At 31.4% G+C, this 22,932-nt stretch carries 19 protein-coding genes; 8 read left to right on the top strand and 11 right to left on the bottom strand.

Annotated elements, in window-relative coordinates:
- Positions 1 to 100: 100 nt before the first annotated feature.
- From Ollyesu_RS13500 to Ollyesu_RS13470, 7 genes are all read left to right on the top strand, one after another.
- Positions 101 to 3,484, top strand: coding sequence for a T9SS type A sorting domain-containing protein (locus tag Ollyesu_RS13500; protein ID WP_279301746.1), 3,384 nt, complete (start codon positions 101 to 103; stop codon positions 3,482 to 3,484).
- Between the two features lie 171 nt (positions 3,485 to 3,655).
- Positions 3,656 to 5,872 carry a T9SS type A sorting domain-containing protein gene (locus Ollyesu_RS13495; protein ID WP_279301745.1) on the top strand — a complete coding sequence of 739 codons (2,217 nt, stop codon included), beginning with the start codon at positions 3,656 to 3,658 and terminating at the stop codon, positions 5,870 to 5,872.
- Between the two features lie 70 nt (positions 5,873 to 5,942).
- A complete protein-coding gene (locus Ollyesu_RS13490) occupies positions 5,943 to 6,950 on the top strand; it encodes a glycosyltransferase (protein ID WP_279301744.1) in 1,008 nt (335 codons plus the stop codon).
- Complete coding sequence (locus tag Ollyesu_RS13485; protein WP_279301743.1) at positions 6,950 to 7,909, top strand: CdaR family protein; 960 nt, start codon at positions 6,950 to 6,952, stop codon at positions 7,907 to 7,909. The genes Ollyesu_RS13490 and Ollyesu_RS13485 overlap by 1 nt, the downstream gene beginning before the upstream one ends.
- Positions 7,906 to 8,505: a dephospho-CoA kinase gene (gene coaE, locus Ollyesu_RS13480; RefSeq protein WP_279301742.1), complete on the top strand. Its 600-nt coding sequence runs from the start codon at positions 7,906 to 7,908 to the stop codon at positions 8,503 to 8,505. Before Ollyesu_RS13485 ends, coaE begins: the two co-directional genes overlap by 4 nt.
- Before the next feature lie 106 nt (positions 8,506 to 8,611).
- Positions 8,612 to 10,141, top strand: coding sequence for a HAMP domain-containing sensor histidine kinase (locus Ollyesu_RS13475; protein ID WP_279301741.1), 1,530 nt, complete (start codon positions 8,612 to 8,614; stop codon positions 10,139 to 10,141).
- Between the two features lie 4 nt (positions 10,142 to 10,145).
- Positions 10,146 to 10,856, top strand: coding sequence for a response regulator transcription factor (locus Ollyesu_RS13470; protein ID WP_279301740.1), 711 nt, complete (start codon positions 10,146 to 10,148; stop codon positions 10,854 to 10,856).
- A 51-nt stretch (positions 10,857 to 10,907) separates the two neighbouring features.
- On the opposite strand, the gene miaA is transcribed toward Ollyesu_RS13470, so the two are convergent.
- The 9 genes from miaA to Ollyesu_RS13425 form a co-directional block, all read right to left on the bottom strand.
- Positions 10,908 to 11,819 (bottom strand): tRNA (adenosine(37)-N6)-dimethylallyltransferase MiaA, encoded by a 912-nt coding sequence (gene miaA / locus Ollyesu_RS13465; RefSeq protein ID WP_279301739.1) that lies wholly within the window; start codon positions 11,817 to 11,819, stop codon positions 10,908 to 10,910.
- Positions 11,820 to 11,838: 19 nt separating this feature from the next.
- Positions 11,839 to 12,708, bottom strand: coding sequence for an ion transporter (locus Ollyesu_RS13460; protein WP_279301738.1), 870 nt, complete (start codon positions 12,706 to 12,708; stop codon positions 11,839 to 11,841).
- A 23-nt stretch (positions 12,709 to 12,731) separates the two neighbouring features.
- Complete coding sequence (locus tag Ollyesu_RS13455) at positions 12,732 to 14,696, bottom strand: DUF3857 domain-containing protein (protein WP_279301737.1); 1,965 nt, start codon at positions 14,694 to 14,696, stop codon at positions 12,732 to 12,734.
- Positions 14,693 to 16,057 (bottom strand): exonuclease domain-containing protein, encoded by a 1,365-nt coding sequence (locus Ollyesu_RS13450; RefSeq protein WP_279301736.1) that lies wholly within the window; start codon positions 16,055 to 16,057, stop codon positions 14,693 to 14,695. Before Ollyesu_RS13450 ends, Ollyesu_RS13455 begins: the two co-directional genes overlap by 4 nt.
- A 33-nt stretch (positions 16,058 to 16,090) precedes the next feature.
- The gene (locus Ollyesu_RS13445) at positions 16,091 to 16,447 is read right to left on the bottom strand and encodes a four helix bundle protein (protein WP_279301735.1); all 357 of its coding nucleotides are present in this window, start codon (positions 16,445 to 16,447) and stop codon (positions 16,091 to 16,093) included.
- A gap of 59 nt (positions 16,448 to 16,506) precedes the next feature.
- Positions 16,507 to 17,160, bottom strand: a complete 654-nt coding sequence (locus Ollyesu_RS13440) for a YggS family pyridoxal phosphate-dependent enzyme (RefSeq protein ID WP_279301734.1) — start codon at positions 17,158 to 17,160, stop codon at positions 16,507 to 16,509.
- Between the two features lie 121 nt (positions 17,161 to 17,281).
- A complete protein-coding gene (locus tag Ollyesu_RS13435; RefSeq protein ID WP_279301733.1) occupies positions 17,282 to 18,520 on the bottom strand; it encodes a DUF1015 domain-containing protein in 1,239 nt (412 codons plus the stop codon).
- Between the two features lie 94 nt (positions 18,521 to 18,614).
- The gene (locus tag Ollyesu_RS13430; RefSeq protein ID WP_279301732.1) at positions 18,615 to 19,505 is read right to left on the bottom strand and encodes a 3-hydroxybutyryl-CoA dehydrogenase; all 891 of its coding nucleotides are present in this window, start codon (positions 19,503 to 19,505) and stop codon (positions 18,615 to 18,617) included.
- A 160-nt stretch (positions 19,506 to 19,665) separates the two neighbouring features.
- Positions 19,666 to 20,625 (bottom strand): Gfo/Idh/MocA family oxidoreductase, encoded by a 960-nt coding sequence (locus tag Ollyesu_RS13425; protein WP_279301731.1) that lies wholly within the window; start codon positions 20,623 to 20,625, stop codon positions 19,666 to 19,668.
- A 159-nt stretch (positions 20,626 to 20,784) separates the two neighbouring features.
- On the opposite strand from Ollyesu_RS13425, the gene Ollyesu_RS13420 reads away from it, so the two are divergent.
- Entirely contained in the window at positions 20,785 to 21,426 is a 642-nt protein-coding gene (locus Ollyesu_RS13420) for a protein-L-isoaspartate(D-aspartate) O-methyltransferase (protein WP_279301730.1), read from the top strand.
- A gap of 163 nt (positions 21,427 to 21,589) precedes the next feature.
- Here Ollyesu_RS13420 and Ollyesu_RS13415 read toward each other — a convergent pair whose 3' ends face one another.
- Together Ollyesu_RS13415 and Ollyesu_RS13410 are read right to left on the bottom strand one after the other, a co-directional pair.
- Complete coding sequence (locus Ollyesu_RS13415) at positions 21,590 to 22,117, bottom strand: hypothetical protein (RefSeq protein ID WP_279301729.1); 528 nt, start codon at positions 22,115 to 22,117, stop codon at positions 21,590 to 21,592.
- Between the two features lie 295 nt (positions 22,118 to 22,412).
- Positions 22,413 to 22,841 (bottom strand): hypothetical protein, encoded by a 429-nt coding sequence (locus Ollyesu_RS13410; protein WP_279301728.1) that lies wholly within the window; start codon positions 22,839 to 22,841, stop codon positions 22,413 to 22,415.
- Between the last annotated feature and the right edge of the window lie 91 nt (positions 22,842 to 22,932).

The following is a 22,932-nucleotide window of genomic DNA, read 5'->3' as shown; positions in this document are numbered from 1 at the left end:
TGTGCTTTATCGATTTGGTAATAGTTAGACTTTGTAGTTAGGAATTAATCAATATTTTTAGAGGATGATTAATTAATTATTAACTAATACTAAATTTAATATGAAAAAAATTACTTTATTAATTTTTATGTTGTTTACAGCTTTTGCTTTTGCGCAAGTACAAGTAGGAACTGGAACTACAACTACTACTAACGTTCCAATCGTTAGTTGTTATGGATATACTTATGCTCAACAAGTATATTATCAGAGTGAGATTAATTCAGCAGGAAATATAACTTCTATTTCTTTTTATATGGCTTCGGCTCCTGCAACAAACAATGAAAGTTTTGACTGGACAGTATATCTAGGACATTCAACTAAAACTGAATTTGCTTCTACTACAGATTGGGAAGCTAATGCAAACTTAACTCAAGTTTATACTGGAAATGTAACTTATCCTGCTAACGGTAACTGGATGGAAATTATTTTTGATACTCCATTTGCATATAATAACGTGGATAATTTAATAGTTGCTGTAGATGAAAACCAACCTGGTTGGGATTGCTCAATTGCTTGGAACAAAACAGATTCTGCAGTGAATAGAAGTATTTGGTACAGAAATGATAGTACAAACCCTGATCCAGCAGCTCCACCAACTGCTACATCTAGAGGTTTATATTTTGCAAATGCAATCTTTGGTGGTTTAACAGCTGCTACTCCACCAAACTGTGACGCTACTTTAACACAAACTACTGATGTGCCTGTAAATGGTGACATATCTTGGAGTGGTGCTACAGGATCAGCAGGTGGATACATACTAACAGTAGGTTCAACTACTGGTGGTACTGATATCTTAGACAACGTTGATGTAGGAAATGTTTTAGCATATAATTTAGGTGCATTATCACCTGCAACAACTTATTATGCTACTATTACACCATACAATGCAAATGGTTCTGCTACTGGATGTGTTGAACAAAGTTTTGTTACTTTTGATCCAGTTCAAGGTGATACTTTTAATGACCCATTACCAATTACACCTTCTGCCGAAGGAAGTACTTGCGATACGTCAGCATATACTTTTTCTTATGACTATTCAACCGGAGTTTCAGATAGTGGTACAAGTAGTACTTGTGGTACAACATCTACTTTTGATATGTTCTTTTCATGGACAGCAACAAGTGACGCTTTAATCTGGAATGATGGTGCTTCAAACCCAGGAGTTGCAGTTTATGACGCGACTGGAACACAAATAATATGTTTAGGTACCTTTGCAGCTACAGATGCTCAATTAAGTGGTTGGACCATTGGAGATGATTTAATTATACAAGTTTATGATTTTGGTACAACTGGTACAAATCCAGTATCTTTCTGTCTAGCAGAATTTACATTACCTGATGCACCAGAAAACGATGATTGTTCAGCAGCAGTTGCTTTAACAGTCAACGAAGATTTAACATGTGCTGAGGTAACAAATGGTACAATAGTAGGAGCAACGAACTCTGGTGTTGATAACTGTGGAGGAACAGAAGACGATGATGTTTGGTATAGTTTTGTTGCGACGAATGAAACACATCAAGTTTCATTAATTAATATTACTGGTGGTACTACAGATTTATATCATGCAGTTTATGATGCAGATCCTGGATGTGGGTCTTTAGCAGCAGCTTTAACATGTTCTGATCCAAATACAAGTACGACATCTGGTTTAACTATTGGTAACACTTACTTCGTACAAGTCTATTCTTGGACAGGAACAGCTGGACAAACTTCAATATTTGATATTTGTATTGGTACACCACCACCACCACCTGCAAATGACAATTGTGATGATGCAGAAATGCTTTCAGTAAATACAGATGGTACTTGTACATTAACAACTTCTGGTACGTTAGTATCTTCTACGGAGTCTACCATTAATCCAACTTGTGATACAGGTACAGAATGGGACGTGTGGTATAGCTTTGTTGCACCATCATCTGGAAATGTAGACTTTACGGTAACTTTAGGTACTGGTAACCCATTAGAATACGCAATTTTTGACGATTGTGCTGGAACAACTCAATTATATTGTTCTGATCCGCTAAATGGAGCAGAAATTACTGGTTTAACAGCTGGAACAACATATTATTTAATGGTTTGGAATGATGGTTTTGAAACACCTGGTGATTTTACTATTTGTGCTTCAGAACCGACATGTACTCCTGCAACCGCTACTTACACTATTGTTAATGATTGTGACAACAGTGGAGGTTTCTTAATAGACGTAGAGATTACCGATTTAGGTACAGCAACAGCTTTAACAGTATCTAACGATCAAGATGCTACAACATTTAATGTAACAGCAGTAGGAACATTTCAATTTGGACCATACGCAAACGCTACAGATGTGGTAATAACAGTAGCAGATGATAATGATTCTAACTGTACATTTACAAGCGGAACCTTAACTCAATCTGTATGTCCTCCAGACAATGATGACATAGCAAATGCTACAGCTATTACAATTGGAGAAATGATTTGTGACGGAACTACCAACAATGGAACAAATGAAGGCGCTACAGATTCTGGTGAAGGAGCCGGAACATGTTATGTTGGTGGTGCAGGATCAGATGTTTGGTATACGTTTACAGTTGCTTCTGATTCTAATGTAGATGTATCTACAGATTACTTAGGTGGCACATTAGTGGATACTCAAATTGCTATTTTCTCTGGTACATCAGGTGCTTTGACCCAAGTAGCTTGTAGTCAAGACGAAGGAGTTGTGATACTGTCAAATGGTTCTTCATGGAACTCATTGATTACTAATCAAGCTGTGACTGCTGGTACATATTATATTCAAGTATCTGGATATAATGGAGCGGAAGGAACTTTCTGTTTATCAGTTGATATTTCACCTCCTGCAAACGACGAGTGTGCAACTGCAGAAGCTTTAACTTTAGGAACTGAAATTACAGCAGATAATACTGGAGGAACAGATTCTATGGTTGCTGGAGATTGCTTTACAGGTGCTATTGCAGATTTATGGTATTCTTTTGTAGCGACGTCTACAGGAGAAGTAACTATTACAACTACTGCAGCTCAATACGGAGTGTATAGCGATTGTGCTGGTACTCAAGTTGGTGCATGTAACACATCTGTTGTTAGTGGTTTAACTGATGGTACGACATATTATGTAAGAGTTAGTGACGATGGTACTGCTAGAGCTTTAGCTCCAGGTTCATTTACTTTATTAGTAGCTGAATCGTCGTTAGGAACTAACGAATTTAACACAGAATCTTTATTCTCTTACTATCCTAACCCAGTAAATGATAATTTAACATTAAAAGCTCAAAAGGAGATTAATAATGTATCAGTTTACAATATGTTAGGTCAAGAGGTTTACAGAAATGCACCTAATAGTGTTAATAATACTGTAGACATGTCTAACTTACAATCAGGAGCTTACTTTGTTAAAGTAACTATTGAGAATGTAACAGAAACTATAAAAGTAATTAAGAAATAATCTTAGACTTTTTATAAATTTTAAAAGCCACCTTGTAAAAGGTGGCTTTTTTATTTTTGAGTGTTCTAATCTTAAATTGAGAATATAGTCTTGAGGTTTAGTTTTTAGTTAGTTGTTTGTAATGTAATATTATGTATATTGTTTAACGATATCTTCTTAACTAATTAAAAGATGAAAAAATATGCATTACTAGCCTTATTAGTTGTCATCTTCGGGTTTTATGGCTTTGCCAAATTAGAAGTTGTTAAAACAACAACTTTAACTTTAAAACATTTTGAAAAAAAGTCTTCAGATTTTATGAATGGAGATTTCATTTCTAATCCGCTTCCAATTACGCCTTCTCCAGAAAATACAGTATGTAATACAAATGCATACACGTTTTCTTATGACTTTTCAACTGGTTTTACTGATAGTGGTTTAGATGGAGGTTGTGATGGAACAAATACAGGGTTAGATATTTTCTTTTCTTGGACAGCAACTTCAGATGCTTTAATTTGGAATGATGGAGCTGGTAATCCTGGAATTATTATTAGAGATGCATCTTCTGGAAATGAAATTACTTGTATTGATACGTTTGCTTCTGTAGATTATATTTTAAGTGGATGGACCATTGGTCAAGATTTAATTATACAAGTTTACGATTTTGGAACATCTATGGTCAATCCATTATCATTTTGCTTGTCAGAGTATACTTTACCGATAGCACCAGATTGTGTTATTAACCCTTCTCCAAATAATAATGACACTAATGTAACTGCTGGAATCGTGACTCTAAATTGGTCAAATTCTAGCTCTGGAGCTTCAATAACTAGCTATGATGTATATTCAGGTGTTTTATCCAATTATTCTGATCAAACATTAAGAGGTAATACAACGGTTACTACTTTTGACTTAACTAATATTGGCTTTAATGAAACTGTGTATTGGAGAGTAGTCCCTAAAAATGGACCATCAGAAAACACGACTTGTAGCTATTGGGATTTTACGACTATTGGACCACCAATAGGCGCATTATGCTCAAATCCTTTAGTTATTAATTCTTTACCTTTTAACGATAATAATAGCACTAATGGCTATGGAGACGATTATTCTAATTCTCCAGGTAATACTAATTGCGGAACAACTGATAATTATTTAGATGGAGATGATGTTGTGTATGCTTACACTGCGACTTCAGATACCCAAATAAGCATTAATTTAAATCCTGCAGCACCTTTTTCAGGACTATTCGTGTATACAAGTTGTAATGATATAGGTGTAAATTGTATTGCTGGAATTGCTAATCCTAACTCAGATGCAAGAGAAATTGATTTATTGGTTTCTATAGGAATAACATATTACATTGTGATTTCTACTTTTCCTCAACCTCAAACAACTACATATACATTAGATATCTCTGAAGACAGTTGTATAAACCCTACTGTAACTTATAGTATCGTTGATGATTGCATAAATAACGAATTTAGTGTAGTAGCTGATGTTATAGATATGGGTTCAGCCAGCACTATTGATATTACTGACAACCAAGGAAGTGCACCGCAATCTGTGAATAGTATCGGAATGGTCACTTTTGGACCTTATCAATCTGGACTATCTGTTAATGTAAATGCTATAAATGGTGACGATTCATCTTGTTTTAGCAATAGTGAAACATTATTATATAATTGTGTACCTTCTAATGATAACTGTAATACTGCAGAGATAGTAATATCCTCTATTTTAGGACAAGAAGTTTGGGTAACAGGTACAACAATAAGTAATACAGCTTCTGGAATAATTGCCACTTGTGGTTCTAACGGAAGTGGTAGAGATACTTGGTTTGCAGTAACAGTGCCTGCAGACTTGATTGCAGGAGAAGATTATATTATAGCGACTCAACCAGACCCTTCAGGTACATCACCATTAACAGATACGGTTTTATCAATATATTCAGATTGTAGCGGAACAGAAATAGCATGTGATGACGATTTAGGTATTGGAAATTTTTCTCAGGTAACACTTACAGAAGGTATAGATGTTTCGCCTGGTCAAGTATTGTATTTAAGAGTAAATGAATATGGAGCAGCAAATTCTAAAATATTAGGTCCACAAGACGGAACGTTTCAAATTTCTGCAGCAGCTGCAGCATCATCACTTTCAACAGAAACATTTAATTTAAACACACTGTTTTCATACTATCCTAATCCAGTTTATAATAGTTTTACTATAAAATCAAAACTTAAAATTTCTAATATTACTATTTTTAATGTCATTGGACAAGAGGTTTATAAAGACTCTCCTCATACTTTAATGAGTATTATTAATATGTCCAACTTGCAATCTGGAGTATATTTTGTTAATGTTACCATTAATAATATTTCAAAAATAATAAAAGTTATAAAGGATTAACTAACCCCAAAATAAACTAAAAGCTATTTGTTTAGGTGGCTTTTTTATTCGATTAACTTACATTTGTTATATGGAATTAAGTTTTTCTTTTATTATACCAGTTTATAATCGTCCTAATGAAATTGAAGAGCTTTTAGAAAGCTTTTCTAAATTAGAGGGTAATTATGATTATGAAATTGTTATCGTTGAAGATGGCTCTTCTATAACTTCAGAAGCTATAGTAGATAAGTATAATAATAAACTAAATATTTCATATTTCTACAAACCAAATTCTGGTCCAGGAGATTCCAGAAATTATGGTATGTCTAAAGCAAAGGGTAATTACTTTATCATTTTAGATAGTGACTGTTTATTACCTAATAATTATTTAAATGAAGTTGTAAAAAGCCTAAAAGCAGATTATGTAGATTGTTTTGGTGGACCTGATACATGTCACCATTCTTTCTCAAACATTCAAAAAGCTATAGATTTTAGTATGACCTCTTTTATTACTACAGGTGGAATAAGAGGCGGTAAAGCTAGTATTAATCAGTTTCAACCGAGAAGCTTTAATATGGGTTTGTCTAAAATAGCTTTTGAAGCCACGAATGGTTTTGGAAATATTCATCCAGGAGAAGATCCAGATTTGTCAATTCGCCTATGGAATTTAGGTTTCAAAACTAAACTAATTTCTGAAGCATATGTGTATCATAAACGTCGTATTTCTTGGTCTAAATTTTACAAGCAAGTTAATAAATTTGGTTCTGTAAGACCTATTTTAAATTTATGGCATCCACAAACTAAAAAGTTGACTTATTGGTTTCCAACGCTGTTTAGTTTAGGTGTAATAGTTGCAATAGCTTTATCATTTTTTAAAATTTATCTACCATTATATCTTCTATCTGCTTATTATGGTATTGTTTTTATTTTAGCTTTAATAAAAACCAAAAGCATTATTATTGCATTACAAACAGTATTAGCAATGTCTATTCAGTTTTTTGGATATGGTTACGGATTTATAAAATCCACGTTGCTATTACAATTTAGTAAAAGTAAACCAGAGCTAATTTTTCCACATTTATTTTTCAAAAACAAATAATGCCAGAGTTAAAATCAAAAATATTAAGGTTATTTAGAAGCAAAAAGTTAAATATGTTTTTATTGTTTTTGCTGTTGGCCTTTTCAATTTTAATTTTAACCAAATTATCAAAGACCTATACAGCGACACTTTCATTTAAAGTTAATGCAAAACACACTAACGACACTCATGTTATTGTTGATGCAGAAGCTATAACTTTAGATGTTACTCTAGAGACATATGGTTTTAAATGGTTAACATATGCTTTTAAGCGACCAGAATTAGATGTAAACTTTGAAAATGACATCTCAAAAAAAGACTCTACTATAATTTGGAATACTTCTAAGGGGTTTTCAAGTATTAACAATCAATTTGGTAAAGATGTTAAGGTTATTAGCATTAATCCTGAAGCAGTAGCTTTTAAATTTGATGTAAATGATGTAAAATACGTTCCTATTATATTAGATGCTAATATCCAATATGCTCAAGGCTACAATACCTTGGATGAGATTAAAACAAATCCAGATAGTATTAAATTAATTGGTCCTAGTTCTACATTAAAAGATATCCAGTACATTAAAACTCAAAAAATAAGTTTAGAGGATATCAAAAACAATATTAATCAAAGTCTCCAATTAAAATTAGATAGTTTAAATAAAACGGTAAAAACTAATATTACACGTACTAATTTATCCATTAAAGTTTCTAAATTTTCAGAGGATATTATAAGCTTACCAATAGAGATTATAAATATCCCTAAAGGAAAATCAATTAATTATTTTCCAAAGCAAGTATCCTTAAGCTATACAACCAGTTTAGAAAATTATAATAATATAGCTAATCAAGATTTTAAAGTAGTTTGTAATTTTGAAGAAGCAATTGACAATTCTTATCTCACACCTCAAATTGTAAAACAACCCAAGGATGTTAAAAATACAAGATTATTACAGCAAAAAATAGAATTTATTATAACAGAATGACACCAAAAATAATAGGACTAACAGGTGGAATTGGTAGTGGTAAAACTACTGTAGCTAATTTTTTTAAAGAATTAGGAGTCCCTGTTTATACAGCAGATACAGAAGCCAAAGCACTAATGAATCGTTCTAAAATCATAAAACGAAAACTGTTACAATTGTTTGGTAATAATGCTTATTTAGATCATAAAATAAATAGACCTTTTATTGCTAAACAAATTTTTAATAACCAAGAGTTACTAGAAAAAATGAACGCTATTATACATCCAAAAGTTGCCACGCATTTTAAACGATGGGTAAAAAAACAGAACACGGACTACGTTATAAGTGAGGCAGCAATACTGTTTGAAAATGGTAGTTATAAAAAATATGACTATATTATTACAGTTGTTGCACCAGAGGACATCAGATTAAAAAGAGTAATACAGCGCGATAATACATCAGCAAAAAAAGTAGCAGCTATTATAAAAAATCAATGGGATGATGACAAAAAAATAGCACTTTCAGATTTTGTAATTACTAACACAGATTTAAAAAAAACAAAAAATCAAGTTGCTATAATTCACGAAAAACTCTTAAAATCAATAGCAAATCATTAAATTTTAACATTTTTGTTAATGTAAGGTTAAATGGTAAGATTGGTAAATGTTAAAATCTTAATTTTGAATGATGAATAAAAGGATTTTTCTTGTATTGGTCATTTTAATGAGCTGTTCTTTAATAGGAATTATTTTAGTGCAAGCTTATTATATTAACAATTCGCTTCAAAATACAGAGAAGCAATTTAACTTTAATGTAAAAAAAGCATTAAGTTATGTATCCAATACCATTGAAAATGATGAAAAGGAAGAATACCTAATTAAGTTTACTGAGTTATTAAATCAAGGAGATATTAATGACACTACAGCTATTATCAACATATATATTAAAGAGGATAATAGCGACTCTAACGAAACGGTAATCTACAGAAACGGAATATTAGAGGAAAATTTTAAAGTTTCCTCAGCGCTCTTTGACATAGGTTTAGATAGTTTAAACGTAAAAAGAATTTTACAAAAACGCGAAACTGAAATTGTAGAAAATAATACCATTGATGGAAGCAAAAACTTATCAGCAATGCTTTCTAGATTAAGTAAGCTAAACGAAAGTACGCAAATAGCACTTGAAACTGTTTATAAAGATAAAGCCTATTTAAAGCCCATACATAAGCGTGTTAATGTGGACAAAATAGATAGGTTACTAGCATTAAAACTACTAGAAGATGATATAGATATAGGTTATGAGTTTGCAATCTACAGTAACGATTTGGCGACTAAAATTAAAACACAAGATTTCCAGTACGAAAAAGCATCTACGTTTAGTGTGCCTTTTTTTTACAATGAAAATGACAAGAGTAACTACAGGTTGTTAGTTAATTTTCCAGAACGTAAAAAGTTTATTTTCTCATCAATATTAACGATGCTAATTTTATCTATAGTGTTTACGTTAATCATAATAATAGCATATTCTAGTGCTTTGTACCAATTAATTAGGCAACGTCAAATTTCGCAAATCAAAACAGATTTTATTAATAATATGACGCATGAATTTAAAACACCAATTGCCACCATCAATTTGGCTTTAGATTCTATAAAAAATCCTAAAATAATTGATGACAAAGAAAAGGTTTTACGTTATTTAGGAATGATAAAAGAGGAGAATAAACGTATGCACGCACAGGTAGAAAATGTGCTTAGAATATCTAAACTTGAAAAAAATGAACTAAATATTAGTAAGGAACGTGTTGACTTAAACGACTTAGTTGAAGATGCTATTACGCACGTTGAGTTAATTATAGAAGATAGAGGTGGTCATATAGAGGTAAACCTTAATGCAGAACAATCGTCTGTATTGGCTAACGAAACACATTTTACTAATGTATTAGTTAATGTTCTGGATAATGCTATTAAGTATTCTCCAGAAGCACCAAAAATAATAGTTACAACAGAAGTTGTTGGTAACACCATTTTAGTACATGTCAAAGACCATGGAAGTGGCATGAGTAAAGCAGCACAAAAGCGTGTGTTCGAAAAGTTTTATAGAGAACATACAGGAAATATACATAACGTTAAAGGTCATGGATTAGGATTGGCTTACGTTAAAAGAATAGTAGAAGACCACCAAGGTCACATATCAGTAGAAAGTGAAAAAGAAAAAGGAAGTACTTTTACAATAAAGCTTCCGTTAATCTCTTAATATTATGGATGAACAATTAAAAAGAATATTATTAGTAGAGGACGACCCAAATTTTGGAACCGTTTTAAAAGATTATTTAACCATGAACGATTACGAAGTAACACATGCTAAAAATGGTATGGAAGGCTTTGAAAAGTTTAAACGTGGTGATTTTGACCTATGCATTTTAGATGTCATGATGCCATATAAAGACGGGTTTACATTAGCTAAAGAAATTAGAGAAAAAAACGCAGATGTACCAATCGTTTTCTTAACTGCAAAAGCAATGAAAGAAGACGTCCTCAAAGGGTATAAAGTAGGAGCAGATGACTATTTAAATAAACCTTTTGATAGCGAAGTCTTATTAATGAAGATAAAAGCCATCATGCAACGCAAGGCTAACGACTCTGTTGCAGACAGCAAACAATTTGAATTTAAAATAGGGTCTTTTGACTTAAACTCAAAACTCCGTTTTTTAAAGTTTAAAGATGAGGAACCAGTAAAACTATCTCCAAAGGAAAATGAGTTATTACGCATGCTTGCATTACATGAAAACGATTTAATGCCACGTGAATTAGCATTAACAAAGATATGGAGAGATGATAATTATTTCACCTCAAGAAGTATGGATGTTTACATTGCTAAACTTAGAAAATATTTAAAACCAGACCCAAAAGTAGAAATTTTAAATATTCATGGAGAAGGCTTTAGATTAGTGGTTAATCAAGATGCTTAAAACATTTATTAAATAATTAAAAAACCAGCTTTTGCTGGTTTTTTTGATTTATTAAAATTGAGATTCAATTTTAAAAATTATATCTTTTAAAGAAGTTTTATAATCAAACCAAAATGTTTCAGGGTTTTTTTTAAACCAAGTTAATTGTCGTTTTGCAAAGCGTCTTGAGTTTTTTTGTATCTCTGAAATAGCAACTTCTAAAGACCATTCACCTTCTAAATATTTAAAAACTTCTTTATAACCTACTGTTTTTAAGCTGTTAAGGTTTTTATAAGGTAGTAGTAATTTAACTTCATCAACTAAACCGGCTTCAACCATTTTTATTACACGTTGGTTAATTCGGTCGTAAATAATGGGTCTTTCTGCTTCTAAACCTATGGTTATAGTTTTAAAAGGTCTTTTGTTTTTGTCCTTATTTAAAAACGATGAATAGGGTTGTCCACTACCAATACAAATCTCAAGTGCTCTAATTACACGATGTGGATTATCAATTGTAATAGTATTATAAGAGATAGGATCTAATTGTTTAAGTTGACGTTGAAGTGCTTTTAAACCCTCTTGCTCTAATTGATTATTAAGTTGCTGTCTGATAGATTTGTCTACCTCAGGAAAGTTATCTAATCCTTTAGTAACTGCATCAACATACAAACCAGAACCACCAACCATAATTACAGTATCGTGTGATTGATGAAGTGTTTTAATTTGTTTTATAGCGTCTTTTTCAAAAGCACCAACATTATAATCCTCAGTTATAGATTTATGATGAATAAAATGATGTTTAGCAGCTGCCAACTCTTCTTTTGAAGGCGTAGCGGTACCAATACTCATTTCTTTAAAAAACTGTCTAGAGTCTGCTGAAACGATATCTGTGTTAAAATGATTAGCCAATTGAATACTAAGTGCTGTTTTTCCTATAGCAGTTGGACCAACAATAGATAATAAGTATTTGTCAGTGACTTTCAATTATTTTAAACTTAAGCGATTATTTGTTTAATTTACAGCCACATTTGTAGCAGAATTCAGCACCATCTTTATGTGTTTCTGCTAAACAATTTATACAGCATTGCGAGTTTAAATGCGGTTTTATATCCTCGATATTTTTTTCAGCTTTATCTTTATCTGTTTTATTACTACTTCTAACATATTCTGCAGATACTATTCCTGTTGGGACAGCAATTATACCATAACCTAAAATCATAATAAAAGACGTGATAAGTTGTCCAAGAGGAGTTTGAGGTGCAATATCACCAAAGCCAACAGTAGTTAATGTGACTATACACCAATATACACTTTTTGGAATATTTGTAAAACCATTTTCTTCACCTTCTACTAAATACATAATGGTTCCAAAAATGACAGAAGAGACTAAAACAGCAAATAAAAACACAAAAATTTTAACGCGACTTGCTATAATAGAATCTCGCAACTGATTTGATGCGCCTAAATATCTAGCTAATTTTAATATTCTGAAAACTCGAAGTAAACGTAATGCTCGTAATGTAATTAAAGCTGTACTTCCTGCAAATATAAACGAAATGTACATTGGGATAGTTGATAAAAAATCAATTATACCATAAAAACTAAGAATATATTTAAAAGGTTTCTTTACAGTTATAATTCGTAAAATATATTCGATACTAAAAAATATAGTAATAATCCATTCGCCAATGTATAGCGCGTTATGGTAAACAGCATCAATACGGTTAACGCTTTCTAGCATAACTAATACTATACTTGCTAAAATTAGAATTAGCAATACCACATCAAACAATTTTCCTGCAGGTGTATCTGCTTCATAAATAATTTCATGAAGTTTATCTTGCCAGCTTAGGTTTAGCTTTTTAATACTCATATTGTAAAAATACTAAATTAACTTTAGTTGTTTTTTTGAAGAACAAAAACGGAGTTGTTCTGAATGTCAACCATGTTTTTAAAAAAAGATTTAAGTTCAGTGTAGTAACTTGTTGGATATATTGAATTTTTAAAATTGGTTCTAAAATATAATTCTGCTAAATTATCTTCTTTCTTATTTTTAAAAACAAGTAATCCAGAATTACCTACTAGTTGAATTGATTTATCTTCTGGTGAATCTAAGATTTTATACTTATTATTTGTATTGATTTTTATATTATAAACTAATAAGTCTTTATAACCAAAATCTACAGGATAAGTTCTAGTGTTAAGTTGTAAAGGATTTTTTGATAAAAATTTAAAAATGAAGGGATCAAAATAAATTTTATCTCCAATGGTAGTTAAAGGTGCAGAAATTGAAAAAGTTTCTGTAAAAGTTGAGTTGTTGGAATCATCTTGTTCAATTTTTAAATCTTCAAAGCTACAGTCAGGATATGTATTCTTATAATATTTTAAATAGTCCGTTTCGTTTTTTCTAAATCTTTTTTTAGCTTCTAATGCTTTATATCCAGTTTTAATGATAGAGACTGTTCCAGAAAATGTATTGTCATCATTAATCTTAATATCAACATTATATTGGGAAGATGTATAGGTGTCTAAATTAATATCAACCCATCGACTACCATCCTCAAAATTTATTTCTCTTCCATATTCGTTCAAACAATCAAAAGGTATTTGGCCAAATACTAAAGATGGGTTTGTTGCGTCTAAAAAATAGGATTCGCCATCAATATCTGCTCTTAAAATAATATAGTTAAATTCTGAAATTACAGGATATAGTTTAGTAACAAAACCATTATCTCTAGTAGATATTAATACTGGATAAACTGTAATATTATTTTTTGTTAAAAGATTGTATAACAGCAAGTTAATCTCTGCAACATTGCCAGTCTTTTCTTCAATTATATCTTTTATGGATACGTCTTTAAATATTCTATAATACTTATTCCATGTATAGTTGTCTTTTACAAAATTAAAGATGTATTTAGCTTTATCTAAATCATTTGTAAATTCCCGTAATGATTCTGTATCAATAAGATTTTTAACTAATTTTTGTTTTTTTAATTGTTTTCCAAAATTATCATCGGTTTTTAGCTCCACATCAGCAGTTTTCCATGATTTAGTTATATTTTTTACAGATCCATCAAATCCTTTCACTATTTTTAATTCATATTCAATTCTAGATAAGTAATTTTTTGCTGCAGTCATATACTCTTCTTCAATAAAAGCAGGAATATTTTCCATAACGTATTTTGATACGGTACAATCTGCACTTGCTCCATTATTACGTTGGATACAAAGTTTTTTTATGACACTTGTATTTGTTGTCATTTCTAATTCTCCAACTAACTTTATATTATAGTTATAGTTTCCTGGTATGCTTGTGTTATATTCACTGTAAAGTTTAGGAATATCTTCTTGAAAGTACCATGGTTGAAATTTATAAATAAATGGACTTTCAAGTGTATAACTATAGGTTATAACAGAACCTTCTTTAATATCTGGTAAAGTGAATTTATAAATTGTATAATTGGCATTTATTTTTTCTTCAAATACTTGAGATGCATCTAAACTTGTACGCCTTAGGGTGCCATTTTCCAAGTTGGTAGTTGTAGCTACTAAATTTTTTATTTTCTCCTTGTTTTTTCCTGAATTATATAAATAAATTGAGACATTAGCTTTATCAAAACCATTACGATTTAAAATCTTAACCTTTTTCTTATAATTAAAAATTAAATTAAATTTTTTTTTATCTATTTCTGCATTTCCAAATTCATATATTACTAAAGCATTAGCAGTAGTGTCTTGTTTAAATGTATTTGATTGTAAATCTAAATTACTAACACTTAAACTTTCTGTATTAAATTTATTTTGTGAAATGGTTAAGTTTGAGAATAGAAGTAATAGAAATAGGAATAGTTTTTTCATTGTAACTGAATAATTTTTAATCGTTTATTTTTTCTTAAGTAGCTTTGAATGATGTGTTGTTGGTCTCTATTATTCTCCATTGGAGTAATAATAGTTTCTAAAATTTCTAAATTATTAATTTGATAATTTAAATTAAAAAAGCCAAATCCTTTAAAAATACCGTTTTGTATTAAAATAGCACTGCGCTCATCAACCTCACGACCTCTGTCCACAATAACCATGTTCTTGTTTTTGTAGCTGTATTTTTCTAATAATTGCTCCACACGACTGTTGTAACTTACTGCAGGTTCTTTTTGGATACAAGCACCTTCGCATTTTTTGACCTCATAATGGAAACAACTAGAGCTCGTTTTATACAAACCTGATAGTTTTTGACATAACTGGTATTGCTCAACCATTTTTTCTAAAAAATGTCGTCCACTTTGTCTTGTAGTAAATGTTGTCACACATGCTTTTTTTTCGTCTGCTTTTTCAATTGTTAAATTAACATAACCGTTGTGGTCTGTAAAGCTATATAACGCATGCGTAAAAACGCTTCTACTTAATGCTCTGTTAAGTATAGGTTTGTTTCGTTTAATCTCTTCACTTTCTTTTAAAAGTGCTACCAACTCGCTTCCAGTAGCTTCATAAGTTACTGCAGCAACTTGGGCTTGCATTTTTTTGGATTTTGGTGTGATACCTGTAAAGTGTTGATTGACTCTATTTTTAATGTTTTTACTTTTACCAATGTAAATTATTTCACCATCTTCTTTGTGCATGTAATATACACCTGTTATGGATGGAAGCTGATCTATTATATCTATTAACCTTGGTTCCATCTGGAATTTTGGTTCTTTTCTAATAGAGTCTTTTATAATGGATTTAGTAGTGTCTTTATTAAGTAATAATTTAAATAGCTTAACAGTAGCCAAAGCATCACCAGATGCACGATGTCTGTCTGTTACAGGAATACCAAGAGAACGTACCAATTTACCTAAACTGTACGACTTTTGATCCGGAATTAAATCTTTTGCTAATTCTACTGTACATAGTGTTCTACGTTCAAAAGGAAATCCTAATCTTTTAAATTCGGTTTTTAATATCCTATAATCAAATTTAGCATTGTGAGCCACCAGTATTGTGTCTTCGGTAATTTCTACAATACGTTTAGCCACTTCATAAAATTTTGGTGCGTGACGTAGCATATTACTATTTATACCTGTAAGATTAACTACAAAGGGTTGTATCTCTCGCTCTGGATTAACTAAACTGATAAACTTATCTACCACCTCATGACCATCATATTTATAGATGGCTATTTCGGTTATTCCTTCTTCATTGTACTTACCACCTGTGGTTTCTATGTCAATTATTGTATACAATTCAGTTAAAAGCTAATAGTTAATAATTAAAAGTTAATTAGTTTTTGATTTCATGGTATTAATTGTCGAAACTAACATTTTTATTAACTCTTTATTTGAAAAAATCAATAATTTAAACGTACTCTCATCAATATAATTGGAATCGTGAATTAATGATATCCAATAATCAGTTTCATTTGCTTCTTTTAAAGCAATACTCATTTTGCTAATAAAATCTTTGTTAGATTGTGCAAATTCGGCTTCTCTTATGTTTGCACCAATAGAAGTCCCACTTCTTAATAATTGTTTAGATAAAGTAAATTCTTTTTTTTCTGAAGATATTAATTTATAGGATTTGATGATAAGCAAAGCAAAATCGTAACTTTTTGTTTTTAAAATGGACTCTCTCATAAATTTATTGCAAACTTTTCACTTTTCACTTTTCACTTTTAACTTTTCACTTTTAACTATTAGTTGCGTACGCCAAATATACTACTTCCCACGCGAATCATTGTGCTACCACTGTCAATTGCTAATTTATAATCGCCACTCATTCCCATACTAATTGCGTTAAGGTCTGGTTGTATTGTTTTAAGATGGTCAAAAGTAGATTTTAGTAAATCAAACTCTTGTTTAATTTGTTCTTGATTATCAGTAAAAGTTGCCATTCCCATAACACCAATAATATTGACGTTTTTTAAAGCTGAAAAGTCTTCTGACTGCAAAATAGTTGAAGCTTCACTTGGTGACATCCCAAATTTAGAATCTTCCTCAGCTATTTTAATTTGAAGCAAACAGTCGATAATTCTATCATGCTTTTTGGCTTGTTTATTTATTTCTTTTAATAGTTTGAAGCTTTCCACACCATGAATTAAATCTACAAATTCAGCCATATATTTCACTTTATTGCGTTGTACATGACCAATCATGTGCCATTTGATGTCTTTTGGCATTTGCTGGTGTTTTTCTGTCATTTCTTGGATTTTGTTTTCTCCAAAAATACGCTGACCAGCATCATAGGCTTCCATTAAATCACTAACTGGTTTTGTTTTAGACACAGCTACCAAAGTGACGTGTTCTGGAAGAGATTGTTTTATGTTATTTAGGTTTTGTTTTATACTCATACTATTTCCTGCATAGGCAAGAATCTTATTAATGTTGTCGTTTATTTTGTAAAAATAATGCGTTTTCTCCTAACGTCGAAATGACCACTAATGCCTTATTACTTTCGACTTTTCACTTATATCAAAACTCATAAATAGTAACACCACTTCTAATTTTTGGCTCAATATAGGTGCTTTTTGGTGGCATAGTTAGTCCATCGTCAGCAATTTGTTTCATTTGCTCAATAGTCGCAGGAACCATGCCAAATCCAACGGTAAATTCTTGACTATCAACTTTACTTTTTAGGTTTACAATATCTTTTTTTCCGCTTAAATAAAAAATACGATTATCGTTACGTAAATCGGTAATGCCTAGAATAGGTTGTAATATGGTTTTGTATAGTATTTGCGCATCCAATTCATCTAAAGACGTTTTAATTTCATATTCTGTTTTTCTAAGGTACAACGAGTAGAACTCGCCATCCAAATACATACTAAAATGATGTGGTTTAGACGGTTGATAAGGCATGATGCCTCTATTTTCTATACGATATATAGTATCTAATTGTATTAAAAACTCCTCTTTTGTTAATCCATTTAAGTCTTTGACCAAGCGATTAAACTCATGTATACGTAACTCTGATTCCGAAATCAAATAACTCATAAAAAAATTATAAGGCTCATTACCAGAATGATTTGGGTTTTCTTTTTTTAATTCTTCTGCTAATAACTGAGACGAAGAAGACCGATGATGTCCATCTGCAATATAAAGCGTATTCATTTTGCTAAAGTTTTCAGCAATTGCCTTTATATCTTTTTTGTCTTCAATCAGCCATAAATAATGTGTGTCTCTGTACGTTGTTGTAAACTCAAATTCTGCGCGTTCCTTTTGTTTTTCAGTAATTATTTGAGAAATCGTATGGTTATCAGGATAGGTGAGTAGTACAGGTTCTGCATTAAAACCAACCGTTTTTAGATAGTCTTTAAAAATAACTTCTCTAGAAGCAATCGTGTCTTCGTGTCGTTTAATAACGTTATTGTTATAATCTTCAACACTTGCAGCAGCCACAATACCATTAAACTCTTGTAAATCTCTATCGACTATTTTATAAATGTAAAAACAAGGGTTTTGGTCTTGAATAAATACACCATCTTCTTTAAACTCAGAATACCTGTTTTTTACCAGTTTATAACGTGCTTCTCCAGAAATTTCTTTGTCATATTTATACCCTGGATTTACTATGTGTAAAAACGAAAATGGATTATAATCCAAACGTGCTTCTCGTTCTGCTTGCGTATAACTTTGATAAGAGCGTGACGCAACCAAACTAACTTTATCTCTGGTTGGTCTAACTGCTTTAAATGGTAGGATTTTGGTCATATTTTTTAGTGGTCAGTCTCAGTCTCAGTCGCAGTTTACAGTTTAAGGATTAAGTAAGGCTGCAAACTGAGACTGAAAACTGTGACTAGAAATTTTATTTCAAAAATTGCGATGCAATTTTTTCCGCTTTACTCGACTCAGTATAATCATAAAAACCTTCACCAGATTTAACACCTAATTTACCTGCACGTACCATATTAACTAATAATGGGCAAGGCGCATATTTTGGGTTTTTAAATCCGTCGTACATCACATTTAATATGGATAAACACACGTCTAACCCAATAAAATCTGCTAATTGTAATGGACCCATTGGGTGTGCCATTCCTAGTTTCATAACTGTGTCAATTTCTTCGACACCAGCAACACCATTGTATAAAGTTTCTATAGACTCATTTAGCATTGGCATTAAAATTCTGTTAGCTACAAAACCAGGATAATCATTAACTTCTGTAGGTGTTTTTCCTAGGGTTTTAGATAACTCCATAATGGTATTAGTCACGTCGTCACTGGTGTTATACCCACGAATAATCTCGACTAACTTCATGATTGGAACAGGATTCATAAAATGCATTCCAATAACCTTTTCAGGTCTAGAGGTAGCTGCACCAATTTGTGTTATAGAAATAGAGGAGGTGTTAGTAGCCAGAATGGTGTCTTTTGGACAAGCGTTGTCTAATTGCTTAAAAATCTTCAGTTTTAAATCAATATTTTCTGTTGCAGCTTCAACAACTAAACTTACATTTTTTACACCAGCTTCAATATTGGTAAACGTGGTAATGTTTCCTAAAGTTTCTGCTTTATTAGCTTCAGTGATTTTTTCTTTAGCGACCATGCGGTCTAAATTTTTAGCAATCGTATCCATTCCGCGTTGTAATGACGCTTCACTAATGTCTATTAATTGTACTTTAAATCCTGACTGTGCAAACGTGTGGGCAATACCATTACCCATTGTGCCTGCACCAATTACTGCTACATGTTTCATTAAAATATTATGTTTTTAATTCTGTTATCCCAAAGCATCGGGAACACTTTTATTGATTACTTTTTTTTGTTACCAAATAGTACTTTTGCAAAAAAATCGACGATGTAAGACCAAAGCGATTTTTTTTGTTGTTCTTTTTGTTTTGTCATCATACTGCTATTTAAAACTGATCAATAATCATGGTTGCCACACGCAAAGCTTCTGTACCATCATGGAGTGTTACTATTGGTGTGGTGTTATTATTTATTGCTTCAGCAAACGATTCCAACTCATCTAAAATAGCGTTGTTGCTAGAGATGTCTGGGTTATCAAAATAGATTTGTTTTTTAACGCCTTCTGCATTTTGTAAAATCATGTCAAAATCTCCAGGATTCTCAGGTGCATCTTTCATTTTTACCACTTCACATTTCTTTTCTAAAAAATCGACAGAGATATACGCATCTCGCTGAAAAAATCGTGTTTTTCGCATATTTTTAAGTGAAATTCTACTAGCTGTTAAATTGGCAACACAACCATTAACAAATTCTATACGAGCATTAGCAATATCTGGTGTATCGCTTATAACTGAAACTCCGCTTGCAGATACATTTTTAACCTTAGATTTTACCACACTTAAAATCACATCAATATCATGAATCATTAAGTCTAAAACCACAGGTACATCTGTACCACGAGGATTAAATTCTGCCAAACGATGGGCTTCAATAAACATAGGACTGTCTAATTGGTCTTTAACTGCAATAAACGCAGGATTAAAACGCTCGACATGTCCAACTTGACCTTTCACACCAAATTCTGCAACCAAAGTTCTTAAAGCTTCAGCCTCTTGAACCGTATTTGTAATAGGCTTTTCAATAAAAATATGTTTGCCTTTAGAAATAGCTTGTTTAGCACAATCGTAATGCGATAGCGTAGGCGTGACAATATCTACAACGTCTACAGCCTCTATTAAACTTTCAATAGTATTAAAGTATTTATAACCAAATTCGGCTTCTACTTTTTTAGCATTATCTTCATCTGCATCGTAAAACCCAACAAGGTTGTATTTTTCTGATTGATTTAATAATCTAAGATGAATTTTTCCAAGGTGTCCAGCACCTAATACACCAGCTTTTAGCATAGTTTATATCGTTTTCAACAAAAATAAGTTTTTTATGTAGTAATTTATATGAAATTAATAATTAAATACACGATTTTAAAAGAATTTATAAATTGAATGATTTTGCTTTTTAACTATTAAAAAATGAAGTAATTTTAGGCACTAAACTATTACAAACTATTGAAAGATACTTTTAAACATCAAGGTTTACGTCAGCAACTAGTAACTGTCTTAAAAGCAAAAGGCATCACAAACGAAGCAGTTTTAACTGCTATTGGCAAGATACCAAGACACTTATTTATGGATTCTAGTTTTTTGGATCATGCGTATCAAGATAAAGCTTTCCCGATTGCTGCAAACCAAACCATTTCTCAACCCTATACAGTTGCTTTTCAAACCGAGTTAATGCAAGTTAAAAAAGGTGATAAAGTATTAGAAATTGGTACAGGAAGTGGCTACCAAACAGCTGTGTTGTGCGAGCTTGGTGCTAAAGTATTTAGTATAGAAAGACAACAAGAACTGTTTAAAATAACCAGTCGTTTTTTACCAAAACTGGGTTACAGAGCTAAAAAACTAATTTTTGGAGATGGATATAAAGGGCTAAAAGAAGAAGCGCCTTTTGATAGTATCATTGTAACTGCTGGTGCACCATTTGTACCAAAACCATTATTAGCACAATTAGCAATTGGTGGACGTTTAGTAATACCAGTTGGTGATGATGTACAAATTATGACGTTGTTTGTTAGAACAAGTCAAAAAGAATTTGAAAAGACTGAGTTTGGTGAGTTTAGGTTTGTACCGCTTTTGGAAGATAAGAATTAAAGAAGATTAAGATTTTAGAGTTTCGTTTAACGGTCTTGTGTATGGTTAGTTGCGTGTTTCAGCAACTAATTTAGTAAACAAAAACGAACGCTAGAAAATTCCGAGGGAATTTTCTAAATAAGCAACGACCAAAGCAATTAATCATACACGTTGTTGTGCATAGCTATATTCGGTCTTCAAATTCTCTGATAATATCTTTTTTATAATCAATAGGGTAAACCAACTCAAGTTTCGGATAATCCTTTGTTTTTAATCGTGGGAAATGTAAATTTCTTTCACCATAACCAAAATACCATTCATTGGTTTTTATTAAGTCATATTCGTTAGTATGGTAGTTTTTATTTATTTCATCACTCGCATCACTTATATCATGCCAATATAATGTTACGTCATCAAAGACACCTGAAGCATGAAATTGAGCACTTTTAAAACCTATTCTTCTTAATATATGCTCAATTTTTAAAATAAATATTTTCCATTCCGATTCATCATAGCCGAAATTTTTATAAGTAGCTCCGAATGTTAAAATTATATCATCATAGCAATATGGAATTTCAGTTTCACCGAAGTTGAACATATTAGTATTAATGAAAGGATATTCCTTGTCTTTTTTAAGCGATTCAATAACTTCAAAGGTTTTATTAAAATCCTTGATTAAGATTGCTCCATATATGTAATTCCATTCCCACATGAGTAAGTAATTATGCATAACTTATATGATATGAAAACGTTTTAATACTTCGACAAGCTCAGTACAAGTGTTTTATATCAGACGTCAGACGAAGTTAGCTGATTTTTTTGATAAAGTCAAGCCTGAATTTGTACCGCTTTTGGAGGATAAGAATTAATTAAGTTTTTTTGAAGTTTCGCTTAACAGTATTAGCTATTAGTAGTCATGTGATATAACAATTATTACTAATTTTTGTTAGCTGTAGTTTATTTTAAAAAAAAGGCTATCATTATCAGATAGCCTTTCAAATTATTAATTAATTTCCTTCGCTTAAAGAATAACTTCCATCTCCATTGAAAGAGGTAACAGTAATGGTAACAGTCCAATTTCCGGGTTCTCCTGCTTGAGTTACACCATCAATACTATCAGGTTCAGTTGTTCCGTTTAAAGTTTTATTAAGCACTATGGTTCCTTCAGAATCTGCGACTACGATGTTAAATGTTCCAGATGCATTTGTAGTTATATCTGCATTGTAGTCAGCTGTCGTTAAATTATTTGTCCAACTTATTATTCGAGAAGCATTACCGCCATTTCCAGTAAAATCGCCACCAATATCTCCAGATGGTCCTTCATTAACGGTTATGTTAGCAATTGGTTCATCGTCATCAGAACAAGATGAAAATGTTACAATAAGTAAGACCAATGCAGTTAGAGTTGTAAGTAGTTTAAAATTTGAGGTTTTCATATTTATTAATTTTATTATTCATTTATATAACAATTAAGTCGACAAAACTCCTTAACTATAAACATAGTTTTTTTAAATTTATTTTTAAAAA

It is taken from the genome of Olleya sp. YS, assembly GCF_029760915.1.
Classification (GTDB): Bacteria; Bacteroidota; Bacteroidia; order Flavobacteriales; family Flavobacteriaceae; genus Olleya.
The sequence above is the reverse complement of the archived record's forward strand: the minus strand, read 5'-3'. Positions and strand labels throughout refer to the sequence as shown.